Source organism: Corynebacterium sp., assembly GCF_022712195.1.
Taxonomy (GTDB): domain Bacteria; phylum Actinomycetota; class Actinomycetes; order Mycobacteriales; family Mycobacteriaceae; genus Corynebacterium.
The window spans coordinates 1-24,582 of the sequence record NZ_JALAGY010000093.1 but is presented as its reverse complement, the minus strand read 5'-3'; the positions used below and the strand labels follow the sequence as shown (position 1 = coordinate 24,582).

Below are 24,582 nucleotides of genomic sequence, written 5' to 3'. Positions count from 1 at the left end.
ACGGTCGGTCACAACCCGCCCCTGTGTCCGCGCCCACGTCCGGGCCGTCCGACGGCCTCCCCCACAGCCCGTCCCACCGCTGTCCCGGGGAACTAGACTGGCTCTCCGTGAACGCTCTCAGCCGCCAGAACCTCGCCACCGTCCTGTCCCGCCCTTTGGGACAAAGTGTCCATGAACTGGACTTTGAGCCGGATATCCTCGGCGAAGGCTACTCACGGCACACCGTCGAACTCGGCGTGGACCCGGACGGCGAGCCCGACGGCACTCCGGGCACGGTGTACTGCACTCTCGTCCGGTACCGCCCGGAGGACACACCGGAATGGGGGGAGCGCCCCGCCGTGCTCTTCGTCCACGGCATGACCGACTACTTCTTCCAGACACACGTCGCCGAACACTTCCACGGCCTCGGCTACGCCGTCTACGGCATCGACCTGCGCAAGTGCGGCCGGTCCCACCGCGAGGGCCAGACCTGGCACCACGTCAGCTCCCAGTCGATCTACGACGAGGACCTCGCCGTGGCACTCTCAGCACTCAGTGCAGGTCACGGCTCCACCACCCTGGTGGGACACTCCACCGGCGGGCTGGACGTGACCATGTTCGTCTCGCGCCTGCACGCCGCGGCCCGGCGTGGCGACACCGCCCGCGCCGCACTGCACGGCAGCATCGACGCGGTCATCCTCAACAGCCCGTGGCTGGACCTGCAGCTGGACCGGGCGACGAACCTGGTCATCCGGCACGTCTTCCCCCATGTGGCCCGGTTCTGGCCCACCTGGCACGTCCCCGGCGGCATCAGCCCGACCTACGGTCAGAGTCTGCACGTCTCCGAGTGCGGGGAATGGAACTACGACCTCGGACTCAAACCCCTGCACGCACGCCCGAAGCAGGTCAGCTGGCTGGTGGGCGTGAGCCGCGAGATCACCAAGCTGCACAGCGGGGGCTTCTCCACCGGTGTGCCCACGCTGCTGCTGTGCTCGGACGCCGACGGCGCCGGAGGGACGGTGAAGAACGGCTCCGGCACCCGGGTGCCGGAGCCGCAGGCGTTCGTCTCGGACACGGTGCTCAGGCCGTCACAGATGCGGGCCGCGGCCCACCTGGTGGACCCGCACTGCGAGGTGCGGGTTGTCCCCGGGGCGATGCACGACGTCTTCCTGTCGCGTCCCGACGTACGGGCGGCGGCCTTCGCCGCGGTCGACGAATGGGTGGACGTACCATCGGTGCCATGACTGACTCCCCCGAACACTTTGACCTCATCATCGTCGGCACCGGCTCGGGAAACTCCATCCCTGCCGAGCTGGACGACCGGAAGATCGCCGTCGTCGAGAAGGGTGTCTTCGGTGGCACCTGCATCAACGTGGGCTGCATCCCCACGAAGATGTACGTCTACGCCGCCGACGTCGCCCGTGAGCTGGCGGACGCCGGGCGGTACAACCTCTATCCCGTGGGCGGCGCCGCGGACGCACCGGTGCCGGTGGCCGGGTGGAAGGTGGACTGGGAGGACCTCAAGGAACGGGTGTTCGGCCGTCGCATCGACCCGATCTCCCGGGGCGGCGAGGAGTACCGCCGGGGCGACCAGACCCCGAACATCACCCTGTTCAGCGACATCGCCTCCTTCACCGCCGAGCGCACCCTGCGCATCGGCGAGGGCGAGGGGGCACGGACCATCACCGGCGACCAGGTCATCCTGGCCACGGGCACACGCACCTGGGTGCCGGACGTCATCAGGGACTCCGGGATCCCCTACCGCACCAACGCCGACGTCATGCGGATGGACGAGCTGCCGCGCACTCTGGTGATCCTGGGCGGCGGGATCATCGCCGTGGAGTTCGCCCACGTGTTCTCCGCACTGGGCGTCGAGGTCATCGTGATCAACCGGTCCGAGCGCCTGCTCCGCCGCTTCGACTCCACGGTGTCCTCCCGGTTCACCGACCTGGCGCAGGGCCAGTGGACCAACCTGCTCGGCCGCACCGTCACCGGCGCGCGTGCCGACGGCGGCCTGGTCACCCTGACGCTGGACGACGGCCGCGAGATCGACTGTGACGAAGTGCTGCTCGCCCAGGGCCGGGTGCCGAACGGGGACCTGTTGAACGCCGCGGCCGGCGGTGTGGACCTCGCCGAAGACGGCCGCATCCTGGTCGACGAGTACGGCCGCACCTCGGCCGAGGGCGTGTGGGCACTGGGCGACGCCGCCAATGAGCTCCAGCTCAAGCATGTGGCGAACCAGGAGGCACGTGCGGTCTTCCACAACGTCACCGTGGGCGGCGACGACAGGGCCGACGGTGACGGCGGACTGGTGCCCTTCAAGCACGACAACGTCCCCGGCGGGATCTTCACCCACCCGCAGATCGGCTATGTCGGCATGACCGAGGACGAGGCACGGGCGTGGGCCCGGGAGAACGGGCGGACGGTCACCGTGAAGGTCCAGGAGTACGCCGACGTCGCCTACGGGTGGGCCATGGAGGACACCACCGGCTTCTGCAAGCTCATCGCCGACGCTGACTCACACCGCCTGCTGGGCGCGCACATCATGGGTCCGCAGGCGGCGACGCTGATCCAGCTGCTGGTCACGGCCATCGAGTTCGACCTGGATCTCGCGGACTTCGCGACGAGGCAGTACTGGCCCCACCCGTCACTGAGCGAACTGGTGGAGAACGCGGTGCTGGGCCTCGATCTGCGCTAGGTTTGGAGACAAACCTAGTGCGGACCGGACCGTCCGGCCGCCGGAAGGGGACCGACGATGCGGTGTGTGGTGACGGGAGCGGCGTCCGGGATCGGACGCGAGGTGGCGCTGCTGCTGGCGCGCGAGGGTCATGAGCTCATGATCACCGACCGGGACAGTGACGGACTGGAGGCCACCGCCCGGGACGTGACGGGCATCCGCCCCGGGGCACTGCTGGACGACAGGGTGCTGGACATCACCGACATCGACGAGGTCCGCGACTGGGCGTCCCACGTCACCGCCACCTACGGTGCCCCCGACGAGGTGTACCACGTCGCCGGGATCGCGATCTGGGGTGACCCCCGCACACTGCCGCACGAGAAATGGGCGAAGGTCATCGACGTGAACCTGATGGGTACGGTGCACATCGTCGAGACCCTGGTTCCCGCGATGACCGCAGCCGGGAAGGTGGGGACCGGACGCCGGGCACGGCCACGACGGCTATGCTGCGTGTCCTCGGCGGCCGGGATCATCGGACTGCCGTGGCACGCCGCCTACTCCGCCTCCAAGGGGGGCGTGCTCGGCATGTGCGAGGTCCTGCGGTTCGACCTGGCCCCGCACGGGGTCAGCGTGCATGTCGCGGTCCCCGGGGCGGTGGACACTCCCCTGGTGCGCACCATCGACATCGACGGCGTGGACCAGAGCTCGGACCGGGTCCGGAAGGCCAGGAAGCTCTTCCAGGGGCATGCGGCGACGCCGGCGGAAGCGGCGCAGAAGATCGTCGAGGGCACCAGGAAGGGCCGCTACCTGCTGTACACCAGCGGAGACATCCGGCTGGGACGGTGGGCGCAGGTCAACCTGCCCTGGGCGTACCGCGGGGTCATGCGGCTGCTGAACCGGGGGCTGCGCTGGGCGGCCGCGGACGCGCGACAGGGGCGCACCCGGTAGAGTCCGGGTGCGCCCCAGAAGGCTGCCCATCACGGCAGTGCGCTGAACCTACTTCGACGAACCGGAGCTGGAACCGTCGCCCAGGGACCCGGTGCTCGAGCCACCGTCCTGGATGCTGCCGAGGGCGCTCTCGAGCCCCTCGAGGCTGCCGGCCACCGCGTCGAGCAGCTCCTTGAAGTTCTTCACCAGCTCCTGGAAGCCGGCGGAGAAGTTGTCGCCGAGAGAGCTCACAATACTGAGATCCATATGACATGTCCTTTCAGTCGAGTCGATTGAGACCTGTTCCTTGTCCAGTGCCTCGACTCAGATGGTATGGCGGATACTTCCCTCGCGCGTTCCTTCCGGAAACAACAGAAAGAGCAGGGGAATTAATAATTGCTATGCAGGTGAAGCCGCTTATTTACCTGCTGACCACATGCCACCAGCGGACTGTCCCCACGAAATCCCCAGAGGCTCCCCGATACGACTATTACTAAAGCTGCCGGATAATCGACGATTAATTAATGCCCCCGCAGGAAAGGGCGTCCGAGCGACACGAAAAGGGCGTACCCGGATTCACCGGGTACGCCCTTCCGGTCCGGCCGCTCGGGAACGGCCCGGCGGACGCCGCGCTAGCTGGAGGAGCCGGCACTGCCGATGACGTCGGCGATGGAACCGGAGATCTCCTGGTTGTGCTCGCCACTGCCGATTGCGCCCTCAATACCTGCGGCACTGCCGCCGACCGCGTCGATCAGCTGCTTGAGGCCCTGCCACACACCGTGGAGGACGGTGGAGATGCCGTCGCCGAGAGAGCCGAGAGAAGAGATGTCCATGAGAAGTTACCTTTCGGAGAGTCGGTGGGAGCTGATCCTTTCAGCGCCCAGACACAGATCTTAAACCGCTCCGCCCCCGTGCGCCTTTCGTCGGCGAAGCACAGCACCCCCGGGGGTCCGTCGCATCCCCGCGCAGGTGAAGGGCCGTTCGCCGCCGAAGTGCATCCGGTTCACCTCGGCGGCGCCCCGAACCGGTGTCCCCTCCCCCTTGTTCTCAGGTATCCCCCGGGCACTGACGGCGGTGACCTCACCACGCACTTGACTATATAAATAAGCGCCCTATAGTCACTGACGCCTTTGTACCCAGCCCGGCGGAAGGACGAGAGACCACAGCCCCACCCACGCGACAGACCACACCGGCCCCCGGAAGGACAGTGACCCCGACCATGTTCGGAACTCCCCCGAAGACACCGAAGACACCGAATCCACCGAAGACCCAGACTCCTGCCCGACGATGGACCCCCGATGACGTCACCGTCACCGAACCTGCCACCGTCCGACGCGCCATCAACGCCGCAGCCATCGGCAACGTCACCGAGTGGTACGACTTCGGTGTCTACGGCTACCTCGCACTGACCATCGAGGGGGTGTTTCTCCCCGAGGACTCCGGACCCGCAGGCAAGATCATCGTCGCCGGGCTCTTCGCAGTGTCCTTCCTCGTCCGACCACTCGGCGGCCTGGTGTTCGGCCCACTGTCGGACCGGATCGGACGCAACCGCGTGCTGGCGATGACGATGATCATGATGGCCACCAGCACCTTCCTCATCGGCGTCATCCCGCCCTACGCAGCCATCGGCATGCTCGCGCCGTTCCTCCTGCTCGCCTGCCGCCTGCTGCAGGGCTTCTCCACCGGTGGCGAGTACTCCAACGCCATGACCTTCATCTCCGAGTACGCGCCGGACCGCAGACGCGGCTACTTCGGCAGCCTGCTGGAGGTCGGCACCTTCGGCGGGTACATCCTCGGCGCCACGGTCGCCGTCGTACTGGAAGCGGTCCTCACCGACGGCCAGATGCAGGACTGGGGCTGGCGGCTGCCGTTCTTCGTCGCCCTGCCCCTCGGTTTCGTGGGCATCTACCTGCGCACCAAACTCAAGGACACCCCCGCCTTCGAACAGCAGGAGGCCGCGAAGAACGCCCCGGAGAGCCAGTCCCACGCGGCACGTGACTTCGAGGCCGACGAGGCGAAGAAGATCCTGTCCCTGTGGCCGTCGATCCTGGTCTGCTGCGGCCTGGTCGTCGCCTGGAACGTGACGAACTACATGCTGACCTCGTTCATGCCGTCCTACTTCGACGAGGTCGGCAACCGGCAGGACGGTTACGAGGTCGGCAACCTGACCGCCAACGTCCTGGAGATCGCCGTGATGGCGGTGTGCCTGGTGCTGATCCCGGTCGTCGGCCGACTGTCAGACCGCGTCGGCCGGCGCCCCGTCGTCCTGGCCGGGTGCCTGTCGTTGATCGTGCTGTCCGTGCCGTCGGTCCTGCTGATCCGGGTCGACAACCTGGCCTGCGTGTTCCTCGGCCTGCTGATCATGGGACTGTCGCTGATCTGCTTCAGCTCGATCATGCCGTCCACCCTGCCCTCCCTGTTCCCCACCGTGGTGCGGGCCGGGGCGCTGGCCATCGCCTTCAACGTGTCGATCTCCCTTTTCGGCGGGACGACCTCCACGGTGATGGAGGCACTGATCGCGGCGACCGGCAACCTGATGTGGCCCGGGTTCTACCTGATGATCGCCGGCGTGATCGGGCTGGTGGCACTGAGGTACCTCCCGGAGTCGAACGGCCGGCCCATGTGGGGATCGAACCCCGCCGCCGAGACCGAGCAGGACGCCGTGACCCACGCCGCGGAGCTCAACCGCCGGATCGACGAGTTGGAGCGAACCGCGAACACCGCAGCTCAGGCCTCGGTCGGGGCGACGTAGCGAGGTTGTCTCCGCAGGGTGCCGCCGGTAGCCGCCGGCTGCGGCCCAGGCAACCGGATCAGGCCAACTGGTAGCCGTCGCGGTCACGGCCGTAGCGGCCGGTGGTGGTGAGGATCATGATGAACTCCACCATGGTCCAGATCCAGAGACCTCCCATGGTCAGGTAGCCGAGGATGGCCATGATCCCGCCGGCGATGATCATCCCCGGGTCTTCGTCGACGTAGTAGCTCTGTCCCGAGTACCCGGTGACCGACTCGGTTCCGGCCCCTGCGATCACCAGACCGTACCCGGCGATGACAAGCACCCAGGTGACGACGAGGAGCACGAGCTGGGCGATGGCCCGGCCCTTGTTGCCGATGTAGAAGTTGTGGGCACCGGTTCCGCCGACGAAGAAGGCGAGCAGTGCCGCTACGACCTTCTTCTTCCGCGACAACGGCGGTGCGGGGTGACCCGGGTACGCCGCCGCCGCACCGTAGGCGCCCGGCTGGCCGTACTGGCTGTACTGGCCGTACTCGTTCGGCGGGGTGGACTGGCCGGGGTAACCCGGCAGAGGCTCCCCCTGCCCCGGGTTCACGCCGTAGACCTGGGTCTGCTCCGTGGACGCAGGACTGTCGTAGCTGCCCGGCGCGTACTCGCCGGACCACCGTCCCCCACCGTTCTCTGCGGAGGACCCGTTGCCGGAGTCCCGGGGTCCGCGATTGCCCTGCTGTTCCGGTTCAGTCACCGTTCATTCTCCCACCTGCTGCATGAAATATAAGAATGTGCACAGCCTACCGTGGCCCCGGTCGTCAGCGCGCGGCAATGCCCAGAAGCGCCGCGACGAACGTGTAGCTCGCCGCGTACGCCCCGTCCCACTCGCTGGCACGGGGTCCGGCGATGTTGACCTCGAAGCGGCCGCCGAGACGACCGCCGAGACAGCGCAGCCAGGGCAGAGCCTCCGTGACCGCGGCTGTCGCCGGCCCGTCCTGTCCCCAGGCTCCTGCGTCGAGGACCAGGTGGGGACGCCCCCAGCGCCGCGCGTACCCCGCCGTCAGCTCGGTGCCCGGCGAGGCGCCGTCCCCGGCGGTGAGGATGATCGTCACGTCGCTGTCGCGGACGTTCCATCCGGTGCGCTGTCCTGTCTCCGCGGACGGGGTCTCCGCCAGTTCCGGATAGTCCGGCAACAGGCCCGGTGGGGTCGGACGGTCCTCGGCCCATCCACCGGACGGGCACCACCCGGCGAGGGGCACTCCGGCCGCCCGGGCGGCGTCAAGGGCGCCACGGTCGACGCCTGTCTGGCCGCCGGAACGGATGGCGGTGATCATCGGTGGTTCTTCCTTTGCCCTCACGAACTGATGTCCTGTCCAACGGCCACACTAAGGGAAATCTGACCGCCGGGGTGTCCGCACTCCGTACACCTGCAGCACACCAGAAGAGAACCACATGCCTTCCACCTCCCTCTACAACCATGTCGAACTGCCTGTCGGAGGAGTCACCGTCACGGTGATCTACATGGCCGTCACGAACTACGCGCTGGCCAACAACCGTATTCCCGTGGTGCAGCACATCGTGGTCGACGCCCCAGAGGACCTCGCCGGCACCACACCGGTGGGTGAACTGTCGATCTTCGCCTCGGTGGACGACCAGCCGTTGTTCAGCAGCGGCAGTATCGCCTCGCCGTCCACGGAGGCCGGTACCTCGAAGTTCCTGGAGGCGTTCGTGCAGCCCAACTCCCCTACCGTGACCCCGTTGCTCAGCACCGTGGCATCGAGTAATCGGACGGCCTCCTCCGCCGGGACGCCGAGGGCCGTCGCCACACGGATGATGTCGTCGCGTCCCTCCCCCGTGACGACTCCGTCGGCACAGGCGAGCACCACGAGCTGGCGAATGAAACCGGCGTGCAGCTCGAGAGCTTCATCGCGTCCGATCCCCAGGTCGTTGGCACAGTCGGTGAGCTGCCGGACCTCATGGACCGACAGTTCCCTGTCCAGCATCGCCACGCCCAGCATGTCCAGGTACTCGTCGACGTTCTCCCTGCCTGCCAACGGCACCCCGGAGGCCAACTGGTTCAGCCACATGCCGTCCCCGGTGGGGGCGGAGCCGGACATGTTCCCGGCCCGGGGGCACAGGACGGCTCCACGGCGTGCGCCGAGTTCGGCGACCGGCAGCTCGACCGGGCGGATTTCGCGGAGGAAGGTGTCCACGGTCCCACGGTCCAGGCGTAGGTAGTGGCGCAGGAGTTCGGCGGTGGCTTCGGCGTCGCCGAGGGCCGCATGGGCGTGGGGGTTGGTGATCCCGGCGGCCGCCAACACGGTGGACAAGCTGCGTCCGGACGCCGGGAGCAGCACCCCGGTGAGCGACTGCGTACACAGGAAGGCGTCGGTGAACGGTGCGGCGGCGAGGCCGAGCCTGGAGAACTCAGCGCCGAGCAGGCGGGTGTCGAAGGCCGCGTTGTGGGTGACGAAGACCCGGCCGCTGAGTTGCTCGGCGAGGTCACCGGCGATGTCGGCGAAGGTCGGGGCGTGGACGAGGTCGCTGCCGGATGCAGGGGACGGCGAAGGGGCTGTGGCGCGTCTGAGTGGTCATCAAGAGGAAACTGTATCTTGTGGGCCGTCCACGAACAGGAATCGTCGGCGCGCGATCTGGGCGATGCGTCCTTCGCCGTCCCCTGCATCCGGTAGAGTCTTGCAGGAAAGAGCGACCCCGACAGGCTTCCACAGGGACATGCCTCCACGTCGCACGAGATCTCGTGCTGCCTGGAGAACGCTTTGCCCCTGCTTCGGACCACAGGTTCCGACATCCTGACCGCCTTCGCCGGCCCCACCGCTCTCGTTGACGAGATGAAGAGGAACGCCTGGTTCGACGGCCTCGGCGGGGTGTCGCCGGCGGAGGAACGGTCATGGGCCGAGAGCATCCCCGCACTGGCGTCGGTGCTCCGGCACGCCGGCCTCGGTGCCGTTCCTGTCCTGCTGGAGCACCAGCTGCCGCTGACCTCGAAACGGGTCGACGCGATCATCGCAGGCACGCACCCGAGTACCGGCGAACCGTCCTACGTGGTCGTCGAGCTCAAGCAGTGGTCCCGTGCGACGCTCTACGAGGACAGTCCCGAACTCGTCGAGGTGCCGGGCCTCCCCGGCCCGCCCCGCTCACACCCGGTCCTGCAGGTCGACGACTACCGCTCGTACCTCACAGGATTCGCCACCGTCCTCGCCGACCGGCCCGGGCGGGTCCACGGTGCCGCCTTCCTCCACAACGCCTCGTCACGAAGGGACATCGGGGGCCTCGTCGACGGGCTGGCGAGTCTGCGTCCCGGCGCTGCACCGGAGTCGGCGACCAGGTTGTTCACCGGCGCCGACATCGGCGCGTTCAGCGACTTCCTCACCTCGCGCATCGCACCCTCGGACGACCCCCGCCCCGCAGACGACCTGATGAACACCACGTTCGCGCCCTCCCGGCAGTTGCTCACCCATGCGGCCGCGGAGATCCGCGAGCGCGAGGAGTTCGTCCTGCTCGACCGGCAGCACGACGCCGTTCGCCTGGTGCTACACCAGGTCAACGCGGTGCACCGGGCGGACAACAAGCGGGTGATCGTGGTGTCCGGCGGTCCGGGCTCCGGCAAGTCCGTGGTGGCGATGTCACTGCTGGGAGAGCTCTGGCGGGTCGGCCGACGGGTGCTGCACGCCACCGGTTCCAATGCGTTCACTCAGACTCTCCGCAAGGTCGCCGGACACCGCAGCAGAGAGACCCAGCAGCTGTTCAAGTACTTCAACTCCTTCCAGGACGCGGAGAAGCACATGCTTGACGTGCTCGTCGCCGACGAGTCGCACCGTATCCGTGAAACCTCCACCAACCGCTACACGCCCGCTCACCTCCGGGCGAGGCACCGGCCGCAACTTGACGAGCTCATCGACGTCGCCCGTGTTCCGGTGTTCCTGCTGGACGAGAAGCAGGTGGTCCGGCCCGGCGAACTGGGTTCGCTCCACGAGATAAGCCGCTTCGCCGAGGAGAAGGGACTGGAGGTGATGCACATCGAACTGGGTGAACAGTTCCGTTGCGGCGGCAGTCTCGCCTACACGAACTGGGTCGAAGACCTGTTGCAGCTCACCGACCGGGCGAGGACCTCTGCCGGTGACGACGGCGCCGACGGTGGCGACGGTGGCGACGGTGCCGGCTCCGACCTGTTCAGGACAGACGTCGACGTCGCGCACGTCCACGACGTCATCCACAGCACCGACGACAGGGACACACCACCGGTACTGCCGCCCGACCCGCACGTGTCGGTCACGGTGGCTGACTCGCCCCAGGAAATGGAGTCGTTCCTGCGGGCGAAGCTGGCCGACGGGTTCACCGCGCGGATGTCGGCGGGATTCTGCTGGCGGTGGTCGAAGCCGAAGAAGGGACAGCACGAGCTGGTCGACGACGTGCAGCTCGGTGACTGGTCGCGTCCCTGGAACAACCCGGAGGACCGCAGGGTCGGTGGCGCCCCGCCGCGGTTCCGATGGGCCACCGCTGACGGCGGTTTCGACCAGGTCGGTTGCATCTACACCGCCCAGGGGTTCGAGTACGACTGGTCCGGGGTGATCATCGGCCCCGACCTGGTGTGGCGGGACGGCGGCTTCGTCACCGTCCGTGCAGAAAACGCGGACCCGGGGCTGGCGAAGAAGGACCTCACCGACGAGGAGTTCGACGTACTTGTCAGGCACGTCTACAAGGTGCTCCTCACCCGTGGCATGCAGGGAACGGTGATCTACTCCCCTGACCGGCCGACCCGTGACGCGCTGAAACGGCTGGTCGAACGGCAGGACGGGGAGGTCGACTGATGGGACTCCCTGCTCCGTCGTCGTCGACGGCATCACCGTTGACCTCGCACTCCTACGAGATCAGGACCTTCGAGTTCTCCCCGACCGGCCACGGCGAACTGCACCGCGACGCCACGATGCGCGACTGGCCGGTGGTGTACGTGCTGCACCGCCCCGCGACCTCGTCGAGAAGCAAGGGCGAGGTCTACATCGGCGAGTCGCTGAACATGGACAAGAGGTTCGGCGACCACCTGAAGAATGACGCGAAGTCCCGTCTCGAGGTTGCCGAGGTGATCGTGGACGACACCTTCAACAAGTCCGCCTGCCTGGACCTGGAGTCCTACCTCATCAACCTCAGCGCCGGCGATGATGCGAACCGGACGTTGAACAGCAACGCCGGTCAGCAGGAGAAGAACTACTACAACCGCTCCTACTACCAGCTGCGCTTCCGTGAAATCTTCGAGGAACTCCGGGCGAAGGGTGTGTTCTCGAAGTCGATCCGGGAGATCGAGAACTCCGAGATGTTCAAGTACTCACCGTTCAAGTCGCTCAATGAGGACCAGCTGTCGGTGGTCAGCGACATCTTGGACGGCCTGGTGGAGGATTTCGCCGCCGCACCGGGCGGCAACCAGGTAGCTGTCGTGCAGGGTGACCCGGGCACTGGAAAGACCATCGTCGCCACCTTCCTGATGAAACTCCTGACGGACCTCGGTTCCTTTCTCGACGACACCGACGAGAAGCGTGAGTCGGTGTTCGAGGACTTCTACCTCGACGATGTCCGTGCGCTGTTCCGCGGCCGCAGGATCGCACTGGTGGTTCCCATGCAGGACCTTCGAAAGACGTTGTCCCGGGTCTTCGCGTCCACTCCCGGACTGTCCGCGGACATGGTGCGCAGCCCCCGCGAAATTGCACTCAATGATGAACGCTACGACCTGCTTGTCGTCGACGAGGCCCACCGCCTCAGCCAGTTCGGCGCCCAGTCGATCGGGGCCCTGACCAAGGAGTTCCGGGAGATCAACGAGTCACTCTTCCACGGGGAACGACCAGAGGCGTCCCAACTGGACTGGATCCGGGCACGCTCGGACAACACCGTCCTGATGCTCGACACCTCCCAGACGGTCAAGCCGATCGACCTGTCGACCTCGGAGTTGCGCGCCCTCATCGACGCCAGGGACGCCGACCACCGCCGCGAGTACGTGCTGCATTCGCAAATGCGGTCAATCGGAGGGAACGACTACATCGACTACGTCAAGCAGGTGCTTTCCCCGTACCCGCCGGAAGCGCGGTCGGGCTTCGGCCCCTACGAGGTGGGGCTGGTCGACGATCCCCGCGCGCTCGTGGAACTCATCAGCAGGAAGAACGAGGCGCACGGTCTGTCCCGCGTGGTGGCCGGCTACGCCTGGGACTGGGTGAGCAAGAAGTCACCGGAGAAGTTCGACATCGATCTGGGAAACGGTGTGCAGCTGAGGTGGAACTCGACTGTCACGGACTGGATCAACTCCCCGAAGTCTCCAGACGAGGCTGGCTCGATCCACACCGTCCAGGGCCACGACCTGAACTTCGCGGGTGTGATCTTCGGCCGGGACCTGCAGTATGACCTGGACAGGGAGGAACTGGTCGTCAGCCGTGAGGACTACCGCGACAAGACCGGCAAGCGGAACAACAGGCTCGCCGGCCGCGACACCACCGACGAGATGCTGCTGGAGTTCATCACGAACATCTACTACGTGCTCATGACCCGCGGGGTCCACGGGACGTTCATCCATGCGGTGGATCCTGGCCTCCGCGTGTACCTGGGCAGGTACTTCCCGAATCTCGCGTCCGTCGCAATCAGTGAGTCGAACACTTAGTACGGTGCTTCGCCGGCACGTTTCCGTCGTACAAGGGGTACCCGCGAACTGTGCAGCTAACTTTACTTCACCCCCGTAACATTAGTTAATCATGAGTTATTCTCACACTTTTCCATGAGTTACTCATGAAAACATTCCCGCACCCCCATAGACGCCGGCATCTTCTCCTTGCCGCCGGCGCTTCAGTTGTCCTGACTCTCGCCGCCTGTGGCAGTGATGAACCGAGCGAACAGAGCGGCGCCACGACGTCAACGACATCAACGACGTCACAGGGGTCGGTGGCACCTCTCGTGGATTCCGAGGTCGGCGACGAGATCGTCGAAGGTGCCACAACCTGGACCATTCACAGCATCAGCCGCAACGCCGAATGCGACTACGGGACAACCGGCGCCCCGGACGACGGCTCCGACCTCATCCAGTTCCGCGCCGGTGTGGACAACGAGCAGGCCAGCGACCCCTTCCGGCTCGATCCCACCGAGATCGTCGTAGGGGACGGCACCTCGGCCGACTGGCCCCGTGACATGCGGGACGGTGACGGTCGTTGTGCACCCGTTTCCCGCGACGACGGTTACCTCGGGTGGGGCGACGAGGTGGCCCCAGGCACCCGGGCCTTCGTCTACGGTGCGTTCGCGGTCCCCGAGGGGACCGATTTCATGACCATCCGCGGGCACAGGTTCGAGATTCCCGACGACCGCGTCGACGATGTCCCGGAACCCGACGCCGAGGAAGTGGAGCTGGACGCCGGGACCGACGCGCCCGCGGAGCAACCCGGATCGATGTGGGGTCCTGTCGGAGAGGGGTACCGGTGCCCGCGCACCGACGCATTCGTCTGGGACCCCGCCGACTGCACGCCGGAGACCCTTGGCACGGTCGCGGCTCCCGACCCCGACCCGTCCACGGTGCCAATTACCGACGGCGGCACCTGCCCTGCCGCCGTCTGCGGCTACGGCCATGACGAACACGGCAATCCGAATCCCAGTTCCGGTGAGCTTCAGACCCGGGACGGCTGCGAACGGGGGGTACATCACTGACCCTGCGTTGTGCGCCGCGGTCGGTCGACCTCTGGAATAGGAACCTCTGCCCACCGGCGTCACGGCCACCCGACGGTCACACCTCGAAGCTCCCGAACAGCACCGAGGCAAGCACGAGCCCCAGCACCAGGTTGAACACTGTCGCCAGTCCGAAGACCGCCACCGGCCTGCCACCTGCCTCCCGCAGGGAACGTGCCTCGAACTCCAACCCGATGGACACGAACGCAAGAATCAGGAAGTAGTCGCGGAACCCCTTCACGGTGGTGTCCAGGCTGTCCAGAGCATCCGCGCCGAGGAACTCCGCCGCCACGGTCACGGTCACCGAGGCGGCGATGAACCCCAGCACGAACTTCGGGAAGCGCCGCCAGAAGTCCACCGCCCGCAGCCGCGGAGCGTCGGCGTCACGTTCCACCTTCACCGCGAACCAGGCGGTGAGTGCGACGGCGACGAACCCGATGAGTGCATTCTGGGTCAGCTTGACGATCGAGGCGATCTGCAGGGCGTCCTCCCCCGCGAGGGCACCGGCCGCGCTGACCGCCGCGGTGGTGTCGATGTTGCCTCCGATCCACGCCCCGGCGACGGCGTCCGACAGTCCCAGCAGGTTCGCCAGCCACGGCAGCAGGAAGATGGACGGTAGAGCGAAGACGATCACCAGCGTGGCGGTGTACGCCAGATGCTCCTTCTTCGCCTTCACGGCACCGGCTGCCGCGATCGCCGCACTGACCCCGCAGATCGACACCGCAGAGGACAACAGTGCGCGCGGATGGTCGTCGACGCCGAGTTTGCCTGCGACCCACCAGGTGAAGAAGAACACCCCGGTGATCAGGAGGGCCGCCTGGACGATCGCGGGCCCGGCCGCGCGCACGATCACCGACAGCACAACCGTCCCGCCGAGCAGGACCAGCCCGGTCTTGATGAAGAACTCGGTACGGAACCCTGCGGCGAGTCGGCCACGAATGCGGAGGGCGGACAGCACGGCATTGAGGACCAGGCCGATGACAATGGCGTAGACGGGGAACTCCACCGCGCCGCCGAGCTTCTCCAGAGGTGTGCCCCTCGACCAGACGGGAACGCTCTCGGTGAGGAAGCGGGTCAGGGCACCGCCGGCGACGACCACGGCGAGACCTGCGACGCCCCACCGCAGGTCCACGTCCGAACCGTCCTGCAGGCTGCCCTGGCCGAGACTGCTGTCCCTGGTGTCGGCCGCGCCGTGTGTCGTGGTCACAGGACCAGCCACTCTTCGGTGATCACGCCGGCGAGCGCGAGGACGAGGATCGTCAGACCGACGATGACCGCCGCCCAGTCCTCCGAGAGGGTGAACCTGCTGATGCGGGTGATGCCGTCGCTGTTGCGTTCGGTGCCGGCTGCGCCGGACTGCTCCTGAGATGTCATGCGGAAGAGACTAGACAAAGCAGTCTATTGTGGGGGACATTTCAACTCAGGATGAAAACGCCCCACCGTGACCGCCGCGTCGGAGTACCGCCTACTCCAGTCCCCAGTTCCAGTCCTTCGTCGCGGTGCGCAGATGGGCGTAGGAGCGCACCGTCCTGCCGTTGAAGGGTGCGGACGCCGGGGAGGTGCCCGCCACAGTCCACTCCGGCGGCCGCTCCGCCCCGGACAGCGCCCACGCCGCCTGGCGGGCCGCCCCCAGGGCGACGTACTCCGCCGGGTCCGGCACCAGGACGTCGACGCCGAAGATGGACGGTGCGACCGCCCGGACCGCTGCCGAGCGTGCACCTCCGCCGATGAGCAGGACCCGGGTGGCGGCGACCCCGGTGGCGCCGACAAGCGCCTCCACCGCGTCCTTCATGGAGCACAGCAGCCCCTCCACCGTGGCCCGGGCGAAGTCCTCTCGGGTGGTCGCGGTGGTGATGCCCTGCAGGATGCCGGTCGCGTCGGGACGGTTCGGTGTGCGTTCCCCGTCCAGGTAGGGCTGCAGCACCAGCCCACCGGCCCCCGGTGTGGACGCCAGGGCGAGCCGTTCGAACTCCTCCCAGTCCACGCCCAGCAGGCGGCGTCCCATGTCGAGCACCCGGGCGGCGTTCAGCGTGGCCACCAGCGGCAGGTAGCGTCCGGTGGCGTCGGCGAAGCCGGTGACCATGCCCGCCGAGTCGTGCACGCTGTCGGACACCACCGCCGAGGCCACCCCGGACGTGCCGATGGAGACGCACACGTCGCCGGGCTGCAACGCGAGTCCCAGGGCGGCGCCTTGGTTGTCGCCGGTTCCCGGCGCGATGACCGTCCCCCGTGCCGCGGCCGCGGGGTTCACCTGGGCCGCCACCGTGCCTACCTTCTCGTTCGGCCCTGCCAGGCGGGGCAGGTCGACCGGGTGGCCGAGTGCGCGTTCCGCCAGGTCGGGGCGCCAGCTGCGTTCCCTGGTGCTGTAGTAGCCGGTGCCGGAGGCCTCGCCGTGGTCGGTGACCTTCTCGCCGTGTCCGGAGAGGTGCCAGGTGAGGTAGTCGTGCGGGAGCAGGACGCTGGCGGTGCGGGCGGCGTTGGCCGGTTCGTGGTCGCGCATCCAGCGCAGTTTCGTGGCGGTGATGGAGGCGACGTAGCGGCTGCCGGTGGCCTCGACGCAGGCGCGTTCGCCGCCGAGCTCGGCGATGAGGTCCTCGGCGGCGCGGGCGGAGCGGGTGTCGTTCCACAGCAGGGCGTCACGGACGACCTCGCCTTCGGCGTCGAGGGCGACCATGCCGTGCTGCTGGCCGGCGACGGAGACCGCGTCGGCACGGTCCAGCAGTCCGTCGGTCGCCTCGGTCATGGTGTCCACCCAGGCGCGCGGGTCCACCTCGGTGCCGTCGGGGTGGTTCGCGCGTCCCTGGTCGACGACCTCACCGGTGTCTGCGTCGACGAGCAGGGCCTTGCAGGACTGTGTGGAACTGTCGATCCCCAGCACCAGCGCCATCTCAGTTGTCTCCTTCGGTTGTTCCGGTCAGGTGGAGTGTCACTCCGGTGTCCTCGAGTGCGGTGCGGTCGGTGTCGCTGAGCCCGTCGTCGACGATGACGTGGTCGAACTCCTCGACGTCGGCGACCTTGAACACCCCGGGGGCGCCGAACTTGGTGGAGTCGACGACCAGGACTTTCACCGGGGCGATGTCGAGCAGGGCGCGTTTGGTCTCCGCGGCTTCGGTGTCCGGGTGGAACAGGGCAACGCCCCCGGGGGTCCGGCGCAGGGAGGTCGTCGAGACGAAGGTGACGTCCGCCGACAGCCGTCGCAGCTGGTCGCAGGTCATCGCGCCGAGGAAGGAGTCCGTCTCCGGGATGTACTGGCCCCCGCAGCCGATGAGGCGGATGTTCGCGGCGCCGGTGCGCTGGCGGTGCAGGCTCATCGCCGCCAGTGAGTGGGTGACCAGGGCCGAGGGGTTGCGTTGCGGCAGGACGGTGACCAGTGGTTCCAGGGTGGTGGAGTCGTCGACGGCGACGACGGCGCCGTCCTCGACGAGTTCGGCGGCGCGGGCGCACAGGGCCGTCTTGACGTCGCGGTGCAGTTGGCGGCGTTGGCCGACCGCGAGTTCGCTCATGGACGGGGTGACCGACCGGGCTCCGCCGCGGATGCGTTCGAGCAGGTGGTCGGCGGCGAGGCTGTCGAGGTCACGGTGCACGGTCATCTGGCTGACGTCGAAGTGGCGGGCGAGTTCCTCGACCCGGGCCGTGCCGTGACGGGTGACATAGGCCACGATGTTCTCGCGGCGTTTGTCGGGGCGCTTCTCCGCTCCCGTCGCAGGTGTTGGCTGTGACATAGGGGCCACAGTAGCACGGGGGGAGTGTGAACAAACCCCCGTTTTCAACATTCTTCTGTTGCAAGTGGTGACTTTCTAACATGACAGCGGTAGGTTGACCGCAGTGGCCACACCCTTGTGACCCACCTCCCTGCCTCCCCCACACCAGGAGCTCAGATGACCACCCACTCCCCCGGCACCCGGCCCGACCGGCTGCTCGACCGCCTCGGCGTCCCGAGGGCCCTGCTCTGGGGCTTCATCGGACTCACCGTCTTCATGATCGGCGACGGTGTCGAGACCAACATCCTCGAACCCTTCCTCCGCGACGAACACGGGTTCTCCACCTCACGGGTCGGCACACTCGTCACCGTCTACGGCATCGCCGTGGCCGTCGCCGCCTTCTTCGCCGCCGCCCTGTCGGACCTGTGGGGTCCGCGCCGGGTGATGATGCTCGGCGTCGGGGTGTGGGTCACCCTCGAGCTCGCCTTCCTGTGCCTGGCGCTGACCACCTCGAACCCCTGGCTGATCTTCATCACCTACGGTCTGCGCGGCTTCGGATACCCCCTCTTCGCCTACGGCTTCCTCGTCTGGATCACCGCGGTCGCCCCTGCCAAGGACCGTGCCACCGGTGTCGGCTGGTTCTACGTCGGCTTCTCCGCCGGCCTGCCCACCCTCGGCGCCCTGACCGCCACGGTGTCCCTGTCCGTGCTGGACCTGGACTTCTACCAGACACTCTGGCTGTCACTGTCCCTCGTCGTCATCGGCGCCGCAGTCGCCCTGGTCGGTGTGCGGGAACCGGTGGGACGCCGTCCGCTGGTCGACAACCCCGAAGAGGTCAGCGCCACACTCTCCCGCGGGTTCAAGCTGCTGGCCACCGACCGCCGGGCACGACGGGTGACCTACATCCGCACCATCAACTCCGTTCCCACCTACGCCATGGCGGTCTACTTCCCGTCCTACTTCACCGACGAACTCGGCTGGAAGCTCGGCTGGTTCCTCATCCTCACCACCGTGATCTACGCGGTGAACCTGCCCTTCAACCCCCTCTACGGCCGCATCGGCGACCGCTTCGGCTGGGCCACCACGATGTTCTGGGCCGGCGCGGTCGCCTGTGCGGTCACCCTTGCCGCGGTGTACTTCACCCCGCTCATCGGACGGTCCCTGGGACTGTCGGACCCCCTGGTCTACGGCGTCACCCTCTTCTTCGGCGCCCTGTTCGGGGTGTCCCTGGCAGGCTACGTCCCGCTGTCCGCCATCGCGGTGGCCGTCGACCCGGAGCACCCCGGTGCGGCGATGTCGACCTACAACCTGGGCGTCGGCGCCGCCGTGGCCGTGGGCCCGCTGCTGGTCGCGGTCTTCCTGCCGCTCGTCGGCGCCACCGGCCTGACCCTGATCATGATCGGCCTGTACCTCGTCGCCGCCTACCTCTCACTGACCCTGCGCGGCAACCAGCCCGGGTTCGACGGCGTCCCCGCCAACTCCCCTGAACCGCTGCCCGGGCACCGGGCAGACACCGTCCCCGCCGACCAGAAGTAACCGTGACCACCCAGGAGAACACAGCCATGTCAGACATCCGCACCCTCTCGACCGCACTGCTGCCGTCCCTCGCCGACCTCACCGACGGCCGCACCGCCGTCCCGTCCTACGACCGTTCCCGGGTGACCCCCGGCATCGTGCACATCGGCGTCGGCGGGTTCCACCGCGCCCACCAGGCCATGCACCTCGACCGGCTGATGAACCGGGGCGAGGCGATGGACTGGGGCATCGTCGGACTGGGTGTGATGCCCTCGGACGTGCGCATGCGCGACGCCCTCGCCGGACAGGACCACCTCTACACCCTCACCACCAAGGCACCGGACGGCACCGAGGACGCCCGGGTCATCGGCAGCATCATCGACTACGTCTTCGCCCCCGACGACCCGGCGGCTGCGGTGGCACTGCTCAGCGACCCGCAGATCCGCATCGTCAGCCTCACCGTCACCGAAGGCGGCTACAACATCGACCACGTCAGCGGCGACTTCGTCGACGACGCCGAACACGTCGCCCACGACCGCGCCGCACTGCAGGCCGGCGAGCACCACTCCCTGCGCACCTTCTTCGGACTGGTCACCGCGGCCCTCGCCGAGCGACGGCGCGCAGGCACCGCTCCGTTCACGATCATGAGCTGCGACAACATCCAGGGCAACGGGGACGTCGCCCGCGCCACCTTCCTCGCCTTCGCCAACTCCGTGGACGCCGGGCTGGGCGCGTGGGTCACCGACAACGTCACCTTCCCCAACTCCATGGTCGACCGCATCACCCCGGAGACCACCGACGACGACCGGGCAGACGTCGCCGCCCACGGCTACCGCGACGCCTGGCCCGTGGTCGCCGAGGACTTCACCCAGTGGGTGCTCGAGGACGACTTCGCCTCCGGCCGCCCGCCCTACGAGGACGCAGGGGTGCAGCTCGTCGACGACGTCGTGCCCTACGAGCTGATGAAGCTGCGGCTGCTCAACGCCTCCCACCAGGGACTGTGCTACTTCGGGTACCTCGCAGGACACCGCATGGTGCACGACGTGATGGCCGACGAGCGCTTCGGCGACTTCCTGCTGGCCTACATGACCGAGGAGGCCACCCCCACCCTGCGCCCGCTGCCGGGGGTGGACCTGGACGACTACCGCCGCACCCTCATCCGCCGCTTCGGCAACGCCGCGGTCAAGGACACCGTGGCCCGGCTCTGCGCCGAGAGTTCCGACCGGATCCCCAAGTGGCTGCTCCCGGTGGTCCGGGAGAACCTCGCCGCGGGCCGCCCGGTGCAGCTGTCCGCCGCCGTGGTGGCCTCCTGGGCCCGCTACGCCGAAGGGGTCGACGAGGCCGGGCTGCCCATCACCGTCGTCGACCGCATGGCTGACCGCATCACCGCCAACGCGGCCCGGAACAGCGAGGACCCCCTGGCGTTCCTGCGCGACCGTGAGGTGTTCGGTGACCTGGTGGACTCCGCGGACTTCACCGCCGAGTACACCGCGGCGCTGGAGTCGTTGCACAGTGTGGGCGCGGAGGCGACGCTCGACAGGCTGCTCGCACAGACCCGGGGGTAAGGCATACCTGGGTAGGTTCTTGTCCGGGAAGTTCTGTCTGTAGTACGTTCGGTACGGCCTACGACAAGTAAACGTAGCCTACCGTTAGCGACGTTTCACCGAGACAACAGCCCGGTCGCCCACCGGGCAGGACAGGAACACCCCGCCATGCTGCACACCGCCCGCCGACTCCCCTCACGCTCCCTCCGCCGGACGCTCGCCGCCACCGCCCTGGTCGGCGGTCTGGTCCTCACCGGGTGCACCTCCGAGGACTCCGGATCCGAGTCCGACTCCGGCAACGGCACCTCCGGCAGCGCCGGTGCCGAGCAGTCCGAAGTCACCATCAAGAACATGTACGGTGAGGCCACCTACCACACCAACCCGGAGACCGTCGTGGCCATCGGCACCGCCGTCGACAACCTCCTGGCACTGGGCATCACCCCGGACGTCATCGTCGAACGAGGCGACGACGCCGACGCCGACTGGAAGAACCCCCAGTTGGACGGCGTCGAGCGCATCCCGATGTCCGAGGACTTCCCCCTCGAGGAGGTCGTCTCCCACGATCCTGACCTCGTGGTCGGCGACACCTACCGGATCAAGGAGGACGCCTACGACGAGCTGTCGAAGGTCACCGACGTGCTGCCCGGCATGGACGAGGACGCCAACTGGGAGCCGCAGCTGAAGGCCCTGGCCGAGATCTACGGTATGGAGGACAAGGCACAGGAGGTCATCGACGCCGATGAAGAGGCCTTCGCCAAGGTGCGCGAGGAACTGCCGGGCCTGGAGGGCAAGACCGCACTGACCGTGCAGGACCGCGGCGGACAGTTCGGCGTGATCGCCGCACCGGACAACATCGCCAACAAGTTCTACTCGCGTCTGGGCATGACGCTGCCGGCGTCGTTCACCGACGGCTCACTGAAGGTCGAGGCCGGCCGCGCGCAGGTCTCCTACGAGCGGGTCTCCGACCTGGCGGCGAACTTCATGGGCATGTACGCCACCGAGGGCATGGACAAGATTCGCGCCATCCCCGGCTACAAGGAGCTGCCGCAGATCGAGTCCGGCGCCGTGGTGGAGGACAACAAGGCCGTGATGGCCGCGCTGAACATCCCGTCCTCCCTGTCGAACGCCTGGCTGCTGGAGCAGCTGCGCGACCAGCTGGAGATCGTCGACGGCGAGGAGGCGGTCGACCCCCAGTAGCTCCACGCCGGCGCCCGTAGCCCGGGGGCATGTTGGTTTTGTTCGGGACAAACCAACATGCCCCTGGGCTTTCGCCGTGGGCCCCACGGGCTACCGGATGACCTTCTTCACGGTGGTGGCCTTCTCGCCGAGGAACTGACGGCGGAAGTAGGTGTCCAGCAGGGCGCCGCCGATGCCCGCTCCGCGCCTGCCCTGTCTGCCCTTCTTGCCCTGCCGCCCGCCGAACAGTGAGCCAGCCGACGCCTGCATCCTGTTACCCGCACCGGCACCTGCACCTGCTTTACCGGCACCACCCACGGGTGCGGCACCTGCACCGCCGGGCCCGCCGGGAGCGCCGGGCGCGCCGGTACGCTGACCCTGGTTGGTGTTGCCGTGACCGGTCGGCGCCATCCCGTTGCCGGTTCCGGGGGCTGCACCGCGGGATCCCGCCCCGTTCTGTGAGGCACCTGGCCCCACACCTGTGTATGAGCCGGCGTGTGAGCCGGTTCCTGCGAGCGGTCGGGCCGTGGGTGAGCCGGGACCTGTGGCGCCCACCCCGCGTGGGAGCAGCGGTTGGGTCACTCGCCCGGGGGCGTTCCGGGGGCCTCCTTGCGGTGGGATGGTCGCTTGTCCGGGGCGGGCATTGGCGGGCACGGGACCCGGTGTACCGGCGGCGGTCGTCGGCCGCCCCACACCAGCGGAGGCTGGTGCCTTGGCGTGGGCACCACCGGGTAAAGCTGGTGTACCTCCTGCTGGGCCCGTCGCCGTCTGACCTACCGGAGCTGCCTGGGCCCCTCCTGCAGGTGTCGTGCCGACGTGCCCGGTCTGCGGTGTGGCGGCGGTCGGCTGTGCCGCCGCCTGAGTCGCACCGGGTGCGGATGCCCCTCCAGCGACTTGGCTGATGACTTCCTGCGCTGCCATGGTCGACGCCCCACCTGAGTGGAGGGCACCGCCACCGGTGTGGGCTGTCACGGGGACGGCGAGATTGGTGACCATGGGCTTGGCTGTGTCGAGCGCGGGCTGCAGGTAGCCGGAGACGAACGCGGCAACTTGGGCCTGGGATTTCGCTGCGACCGCGGCCGCTCCGGCGCCTCCGGTGGCTGCACCTGAGGCCGCTGCTTCGGCCGCGATCTCCGCTTCCATGGCGATGAGTTGGGCGTGCGCCGTCGCTCTGATGGGCGGGAGCTGGAGCATGGAGCTCGCCATGGCGGTGGAGTTCGCGGCAACTGTCGCGCACTGCGTGGATATTGTGGTGATGGCCCGTTCCGCCATGAAGAAGGCGGTTCCTTCGGTGGTGCCGGAGAGCACCGCTGCCGCGCTCTGTAGTGACTCTGAGGCCTGCAGCATCCGTCGACTTGCCGCGGCCCAGGATTCCGACGCTGCGATGATGCCACTGTCGTCGCCGGCGAACATCGCCGTCAGCGCGTTCAGTGGAGTGGCGGCCTCTATCGCGGCAACTGGTGGCACATAGGCCAGGTCGAGGACGGGCACGTCGGGCCGTGGCGGCATCCCGAATCGGACTTCCTCCTCCGGGGATTCGGTAAAGCTCAGCATGCCGGTGAAGGCGTCCACGGAGAGGTACTCCTGCTCTGTCAGTGCACTGATCAGGGGTACGAGCGAATCGTGCAGCCACTGCACGTTTGTTGTGGCAGCCTGAGTCGCCACCACCAGGGACCCCGGATGGCCACCGAGGTACGCGGCGTATTGCGTGGCAACTGCCCCTAGGGACGGCGAGGTGGTGAATGCTGCTGCGCTTGCCCTCAAATGCCTCCCGACGCGGAGTACTACGTTAGCTTCAGCCGCCCGTTCCACGACACTAGGCAACTGTTCCACTTCAAATTTAATGCTCATGCGACCCCCCTAAACTGTTTATTCCCAACTGAAGAGAATATTCCGAAACCAGACAATCACTTTCCTTACCACCATAAATACTAGTAGCCACTAAAGATCCGCGAGGATGTAGCCCCTCAGCGACAGCCACACATCCAAAACCAAGACTCTCTTCATTCGGAACAATATGCCTAAATCCAAATGAACCAATTTCGTCGACATTTGCCCGATCGGAATAGACATCTAGGTTTTCTACTACAGCGAATTCGAAACCAAGTATCGCCCAGACCGGACCCATTTCGGCCGTAAATCCGCAAATGGCTATTCCAGTCCCAATAGCACCCGAGTCAATCACCTCCACCCCAAGCTCCTCCATCCTCCGGAGTACTTCGGGGTGGCAGGGGTCGGGCATGTCCTCCCACTGCGGGAGCAGTGCCCTGTCCCCGAGTGGCTCCAGCGTCACCGGCTGCCCCACGAAGCGTTGCGACCGGTACACCAGCTTCTCCAGAGGATCCGAAGGTTCCGACTCGAACCACAGGCCGGTATGCCCTTCCGGCTGGAGCATCCGACCGTCCTCCGTCACCACCGGTTCCGCGGGACCACCCTCCACAGTGCCCGCCGCCCCGCTCTCTTCCGCACTCTTTTTCGGCAGGACAGCCCTCTCTCCACTGTCCCCGTCTACGCCGCTCCCCCCGTCTACGCTGCTCCCGGCACCTGCGTCGCCGTCACCTGCCGCACACGCCGTCACCATCAACACCAGCACAAGCACGACCAGCGCACACGGCAGCACCAGCAGCCGGTGCG

20 protein-coding genes and 2 pseudogenes are annotated in these 24,582 nt (G+C 67.4%); 11 read left to right on the top strand and 11 right to left on the bottom strand.

Features of this window, described 5'->3' with window-relative positions:
* Nucleotides 1-107 precede the first annotated feature (107 nt).
* From Q0A34_RS12945 to Q0A34_RS12935, 3 genes are read left to right on the top strand one after another with little or no spacing between them, the layout of a single operon-like run.
* Nucleotides 108-1,223: an alpha/beta hydrolase gene (locus tag Q0A34_RS12945; RefSeq protein ID WP_291480410.1), complete on the top strand. Its 1,116-nt coding sequence runs from the start codon at nucleotides 108-110 to the stop codon at nucleotides 1,221-1,223.
* Entirely contained in the window at nucleotides 1,220-2,677 is a 1,458-nt protein-coding gene (gene mtr, locus Q0A34_RS12940; RefSeq protein ID WP_291480409.1) for a mycothione reductase, read from the top strand. The genes Q0A34_RS12945 and mtr overlap by 4 nt, the downstream gene beginning before the upstream one ends.
* A 57-nt stretch (nucleotides 2,678-2,734) precedes the next feature.
* Entirely contained in the window at nucleotides 2,735-3,604 is an 870-nt protein-coding gene (locus tag Q0A34_RS12935) for an SDR family oxidoreductase (protein WP_291480408.1), read from the top strand.
* 48 nt (nucleotides 3,605-3,652) lie between these two features.
* Here Q0A34_RS12935 and Q0A34_RS12930 read toward each other — a convergent pair whose 3' ends face one another.
* Together Q0A34_RS12930 and Q0A34_RS12925 are read right to left on the bottom strand one after the other, a co-directional pair.
* On the bottom strand, nucleotides 3,653-3,850 hold the full coding sequence (locus tag Q0A34_RS12930; protein ID WP_291480407.1) for a hypothetical protein: 198 nt from the start codon (nucleotides 3,848-3,850) through the stop codon (nucleotides 3,653-3,655).
* A gap of 365 nt (nucleotides 3,851-4,215) precedes the next feature.
* Nucleotides 4,216-4,416 carry a hypothetical protein gene (locus Q0A34_RS12925; protein WP_291480406.1) on the bottom strand — a complete coding sequence of 67 codons (201 nt, stop codon included), beginning with the start codon at nucleotides 4,414-4,416 and terminating at the stop codon, nucleotides 4,216-4,218.
* Nucleotides 4,417-4,802: 386 nt separating this feature from the next.
* Between Q0A34_RS12925 and Q0A34_RS12920 the strand changes: the two genes are divergently transcribed.
* Nucleotides 4,803-6,335 carry an MFS transporter gene (locus Q0A34_RS12920; protein WP_291480405.1) on the top strand — a complete coding sequence of 511 codons (1,533 nt, stop codon included), beginning with the start codon at nucleotides 4,803-4,805 and terminating at the stop codon, nucleotides 6,333-6,335.
* Nucleotides 6,336-6,393: 58 nt separating this feature from the next.
* Here the strand turns inward: Q0A34_RS12920 and Q0A34_RS12915 are convergent, their stop codons facing one another.
* The 3 genes and pseudogenes from Q0A34_RS12915 to Q0A34_RS12905 form a co-directional block, all read right to left on the bottom strand.
* Nucleotides 6,394-7,059: a TM2 domain-containing protein gene (locus Q0A34_RS12915; protein WP_291480404.1), complete on the bottom strand. Its 666-nt coding sequence runs from the start codon at nucleotides 7,057-7,059 to the stop codon at nucleotides 6,394-6,396.
* A gap of 64 nt (nucleotides 7,060-7,123) precedes the next feature.
* Nucleotides 7,124-7,639 carry a putative molybdenum carrier protein gene (locus Q0A34_RS12910; protein ID WP_291480403.1) on the bottom strand — a complete coding sequence of 172 codons (516 nt, stop codon included), beginning with the start codon at nucleotides 7,637-7,639 and terminating at the stop codon, nucleotides 7,124-7,126.
* Between the two features lie 201 nt (nucleotides 7,640-7,840).
* Nucleotides 7,841-8,848: pseudogene (locus Q0A34_RS12905) on the bottom strand (3'-5' exonuclease); the annotation flags it as partial.
* A gap of 234 nt (nucleotides 8,849-9,082) precedes the next feature.
* Here Q0A34_RS12905 and Q0A34_RS12900 point away from each other — a divergent pair.
* From Q0A34_RS12900 to Q0A34_RS12890, 3 genes are all read left to right on the top strand, one after another.
* Entirely contained in the window at nucleotides 9,083-11,134 is a 2,052-nt protein-coding gene (locus Q0A34_RS12900) for a DUF2075 domain-containing protein (protein WP_291480402.1), read from the top strand.
* The gene (locus tag Q0A34_RS12895) at nucleotides 11,134-12,963 is read left to right on the top strand and encodes a DNA/RNA helicase domain-containing protein (RefSeq protein WP_291480401.1); all 1,830 of its coding nucleotides are present in this window, start codon (nucleotides 11,134-11,136) and stop codon (nucleotides 12,961-12,963) included. The genes Q0A34_RS12900 and Q0A34_RS12895 overlap by 1 nt, the downstream gene beginning before the upstream one ends.
* A gap of 278 nt (nucleotides 12,964-13,241) precedes the next feature.
* Nucleotides 13,242-13,994, top strand: a complete 753-nt coding sequence (locus tag Q0A34_RS12890; RefSeq protein ID WP_291480400.1) for a hypothetical protein — start codon at nucleotides 13,242-13,244, stop codon at nucleotides 13,992-13,994.
* 76 nt (nucleotides 13,995-14,070) lie between these two features.
* Here Q0A34_RS12890 and Q0A34_RS12885 read toward each other — a convergent pair whose 3' ends face one another.
* The 4 genes from Q0A34_RS12885 to Q0A34_RS12870 all read right to left on the bottom strand — a co-directional run bounded on the left by Q0A34_RS12885 (nucleotide 14,071) and on the right by Q0A34_RS12870 (nucleotide 17,734).
* Entirely contained in the window at nucleotides 14,071-15,162 is a 1,092-nt protein-coding gene (locus Q0A34_RS12885) for a putative sulfate exporter family transporter (protein ID WP_291480437.1), read from the bottom strand.
* Between the two features lie 53 nt (nucleotides 15,163-15,215).
* Nucleotides 15,216-15,386, bottom strand: a complete 171-nt coding sequence (locus Q0A34_RS12880; protein WP_291480399.1) for a hypothetical protein — start codon at nucleotides 15,384-15,386, stop codon at nucleotides 15,216-15,218.
* A 91-nt stretch (nucleotides 15,387-15,477) separates the two neighbouring features.
* On the bottom strand, nucleotides 15,478-16,899 hold the full coding sequence (xylB, locus tag Q0A34_RS12875; protein ID WP_291480398.1) for a xylulokinase: 1,422 nt from the start codon (nucleotides 16,897-16,899) through the stop codon (nucleotides 15,478-15,480).
* Between the two features lies 1 nt (nucleotide 16,900).
* Nucleotides 16,901-17,734, bottom strand: coding sequence for a DeoR/GlpR family DNA-binding transcription regulator (locus Q0A34_RS12870; RefSeq protein WP_291480397.1), 834 nt, complete (start codon nucleotides 17,732-17,734; stop codon nucleotides 16,901-16,903).
* A 156-nt stretch (nucleotides 17,735-17,890) separates the two neighbouring features.
* Here Q0A34_RS12870 and Q0A34_RS12865 point away from each other — a divergent pair, with 156 nt between their 5' ends.
* The 3 genes from Q0A34_RS12865 to Q0A34_RS12855 all read left to right on the top strand — a co-directional run bounded on the left by Q0A34_RS12865 (nucleotide 17,891) and on the right by Q0A34_RS12855 (nucleotide 21,969).
* Nucleotides 17,891-19,249 (top strand): RbtT/DalT/CsbX family MFS transporter, encoded by a 1,359-nt coding sequence (locus Q0A34_RS12865; RefSeq protein ID WP_291480396.1) that lies wholly within the window; start codon nucleotides 17,891-17,893, stop codon nucleotides 19,247-19,249.
* A gap of 26 nt (nucleotides 19,250-19,275) precedes the next feature.
* A complete protein-coding gene (locus Q0A34_RS12860; RefSeq protein ID WP_291480395.1) occupies nucleotides 19,276-20,793 on the top strand; it encodes a mannitol dehydrogenase family protein in 1,518 nt (505 codons plus the stop codon).
* Between the two features lie 147 nt (nucleotides 20,794-20,940).
* Nucleotides 20,941-21,969 (top strand): ABC transporter substrate-binding protein, encoded by a 1,029-nt coding sequence (locus Q0A34_RS12855; RefSeq protein WP_291480394.1) that lies wholly within the window; start codon nucleotides 20,941-20,943, stop codon nucleotides 21,967-21,969.
* Between the two features lie 90 nt (nucleotides 21,970-22,059).
* Here the strand turns inward: Q0A34_RS12855 and Q0A34_RS12850 are convergent, their stop codons facing one another.
* Nucleotides 22,060-22,359 (bottom strand): hypothetical protein, encoded by a 300-nt coding sequence (locus Q0A34_RS12850; protein ID WP_291480393.1) that lies wholly within the window; start codon nucleotides 22,357-22,359, stop codon nucleotides 22,060-22,062.
* A 781-nt stretch (nucleotides 22,360-23,140) separates the two neighbouring features.
* Here Q0A34_RS12850 and Q0A34_RS12845 point away from each other — a divergent pair.
* Complete coding sequence (locus Q0A34_RS12845; RefSeq protein ID WP_291480392.1) at nucleotides 23,141-23,419, top strand: hypothetical protein; 279 nt, start codon at nucleotides 23,141-23,143, stop codon at nucleotides 23,417-23,419.
* 369 nt (nucleotides 23,420-23,788) lie between these two features.
* Here the strand turns inward: Q0A34_RS12845 and Q0A34_RS12840 are convergent.
* Nucleotides 23,789-24,582: pseudogene (locus Q0A34_RS12840) on the bottom strand (hypothetical protein); the annotation flags it as partial.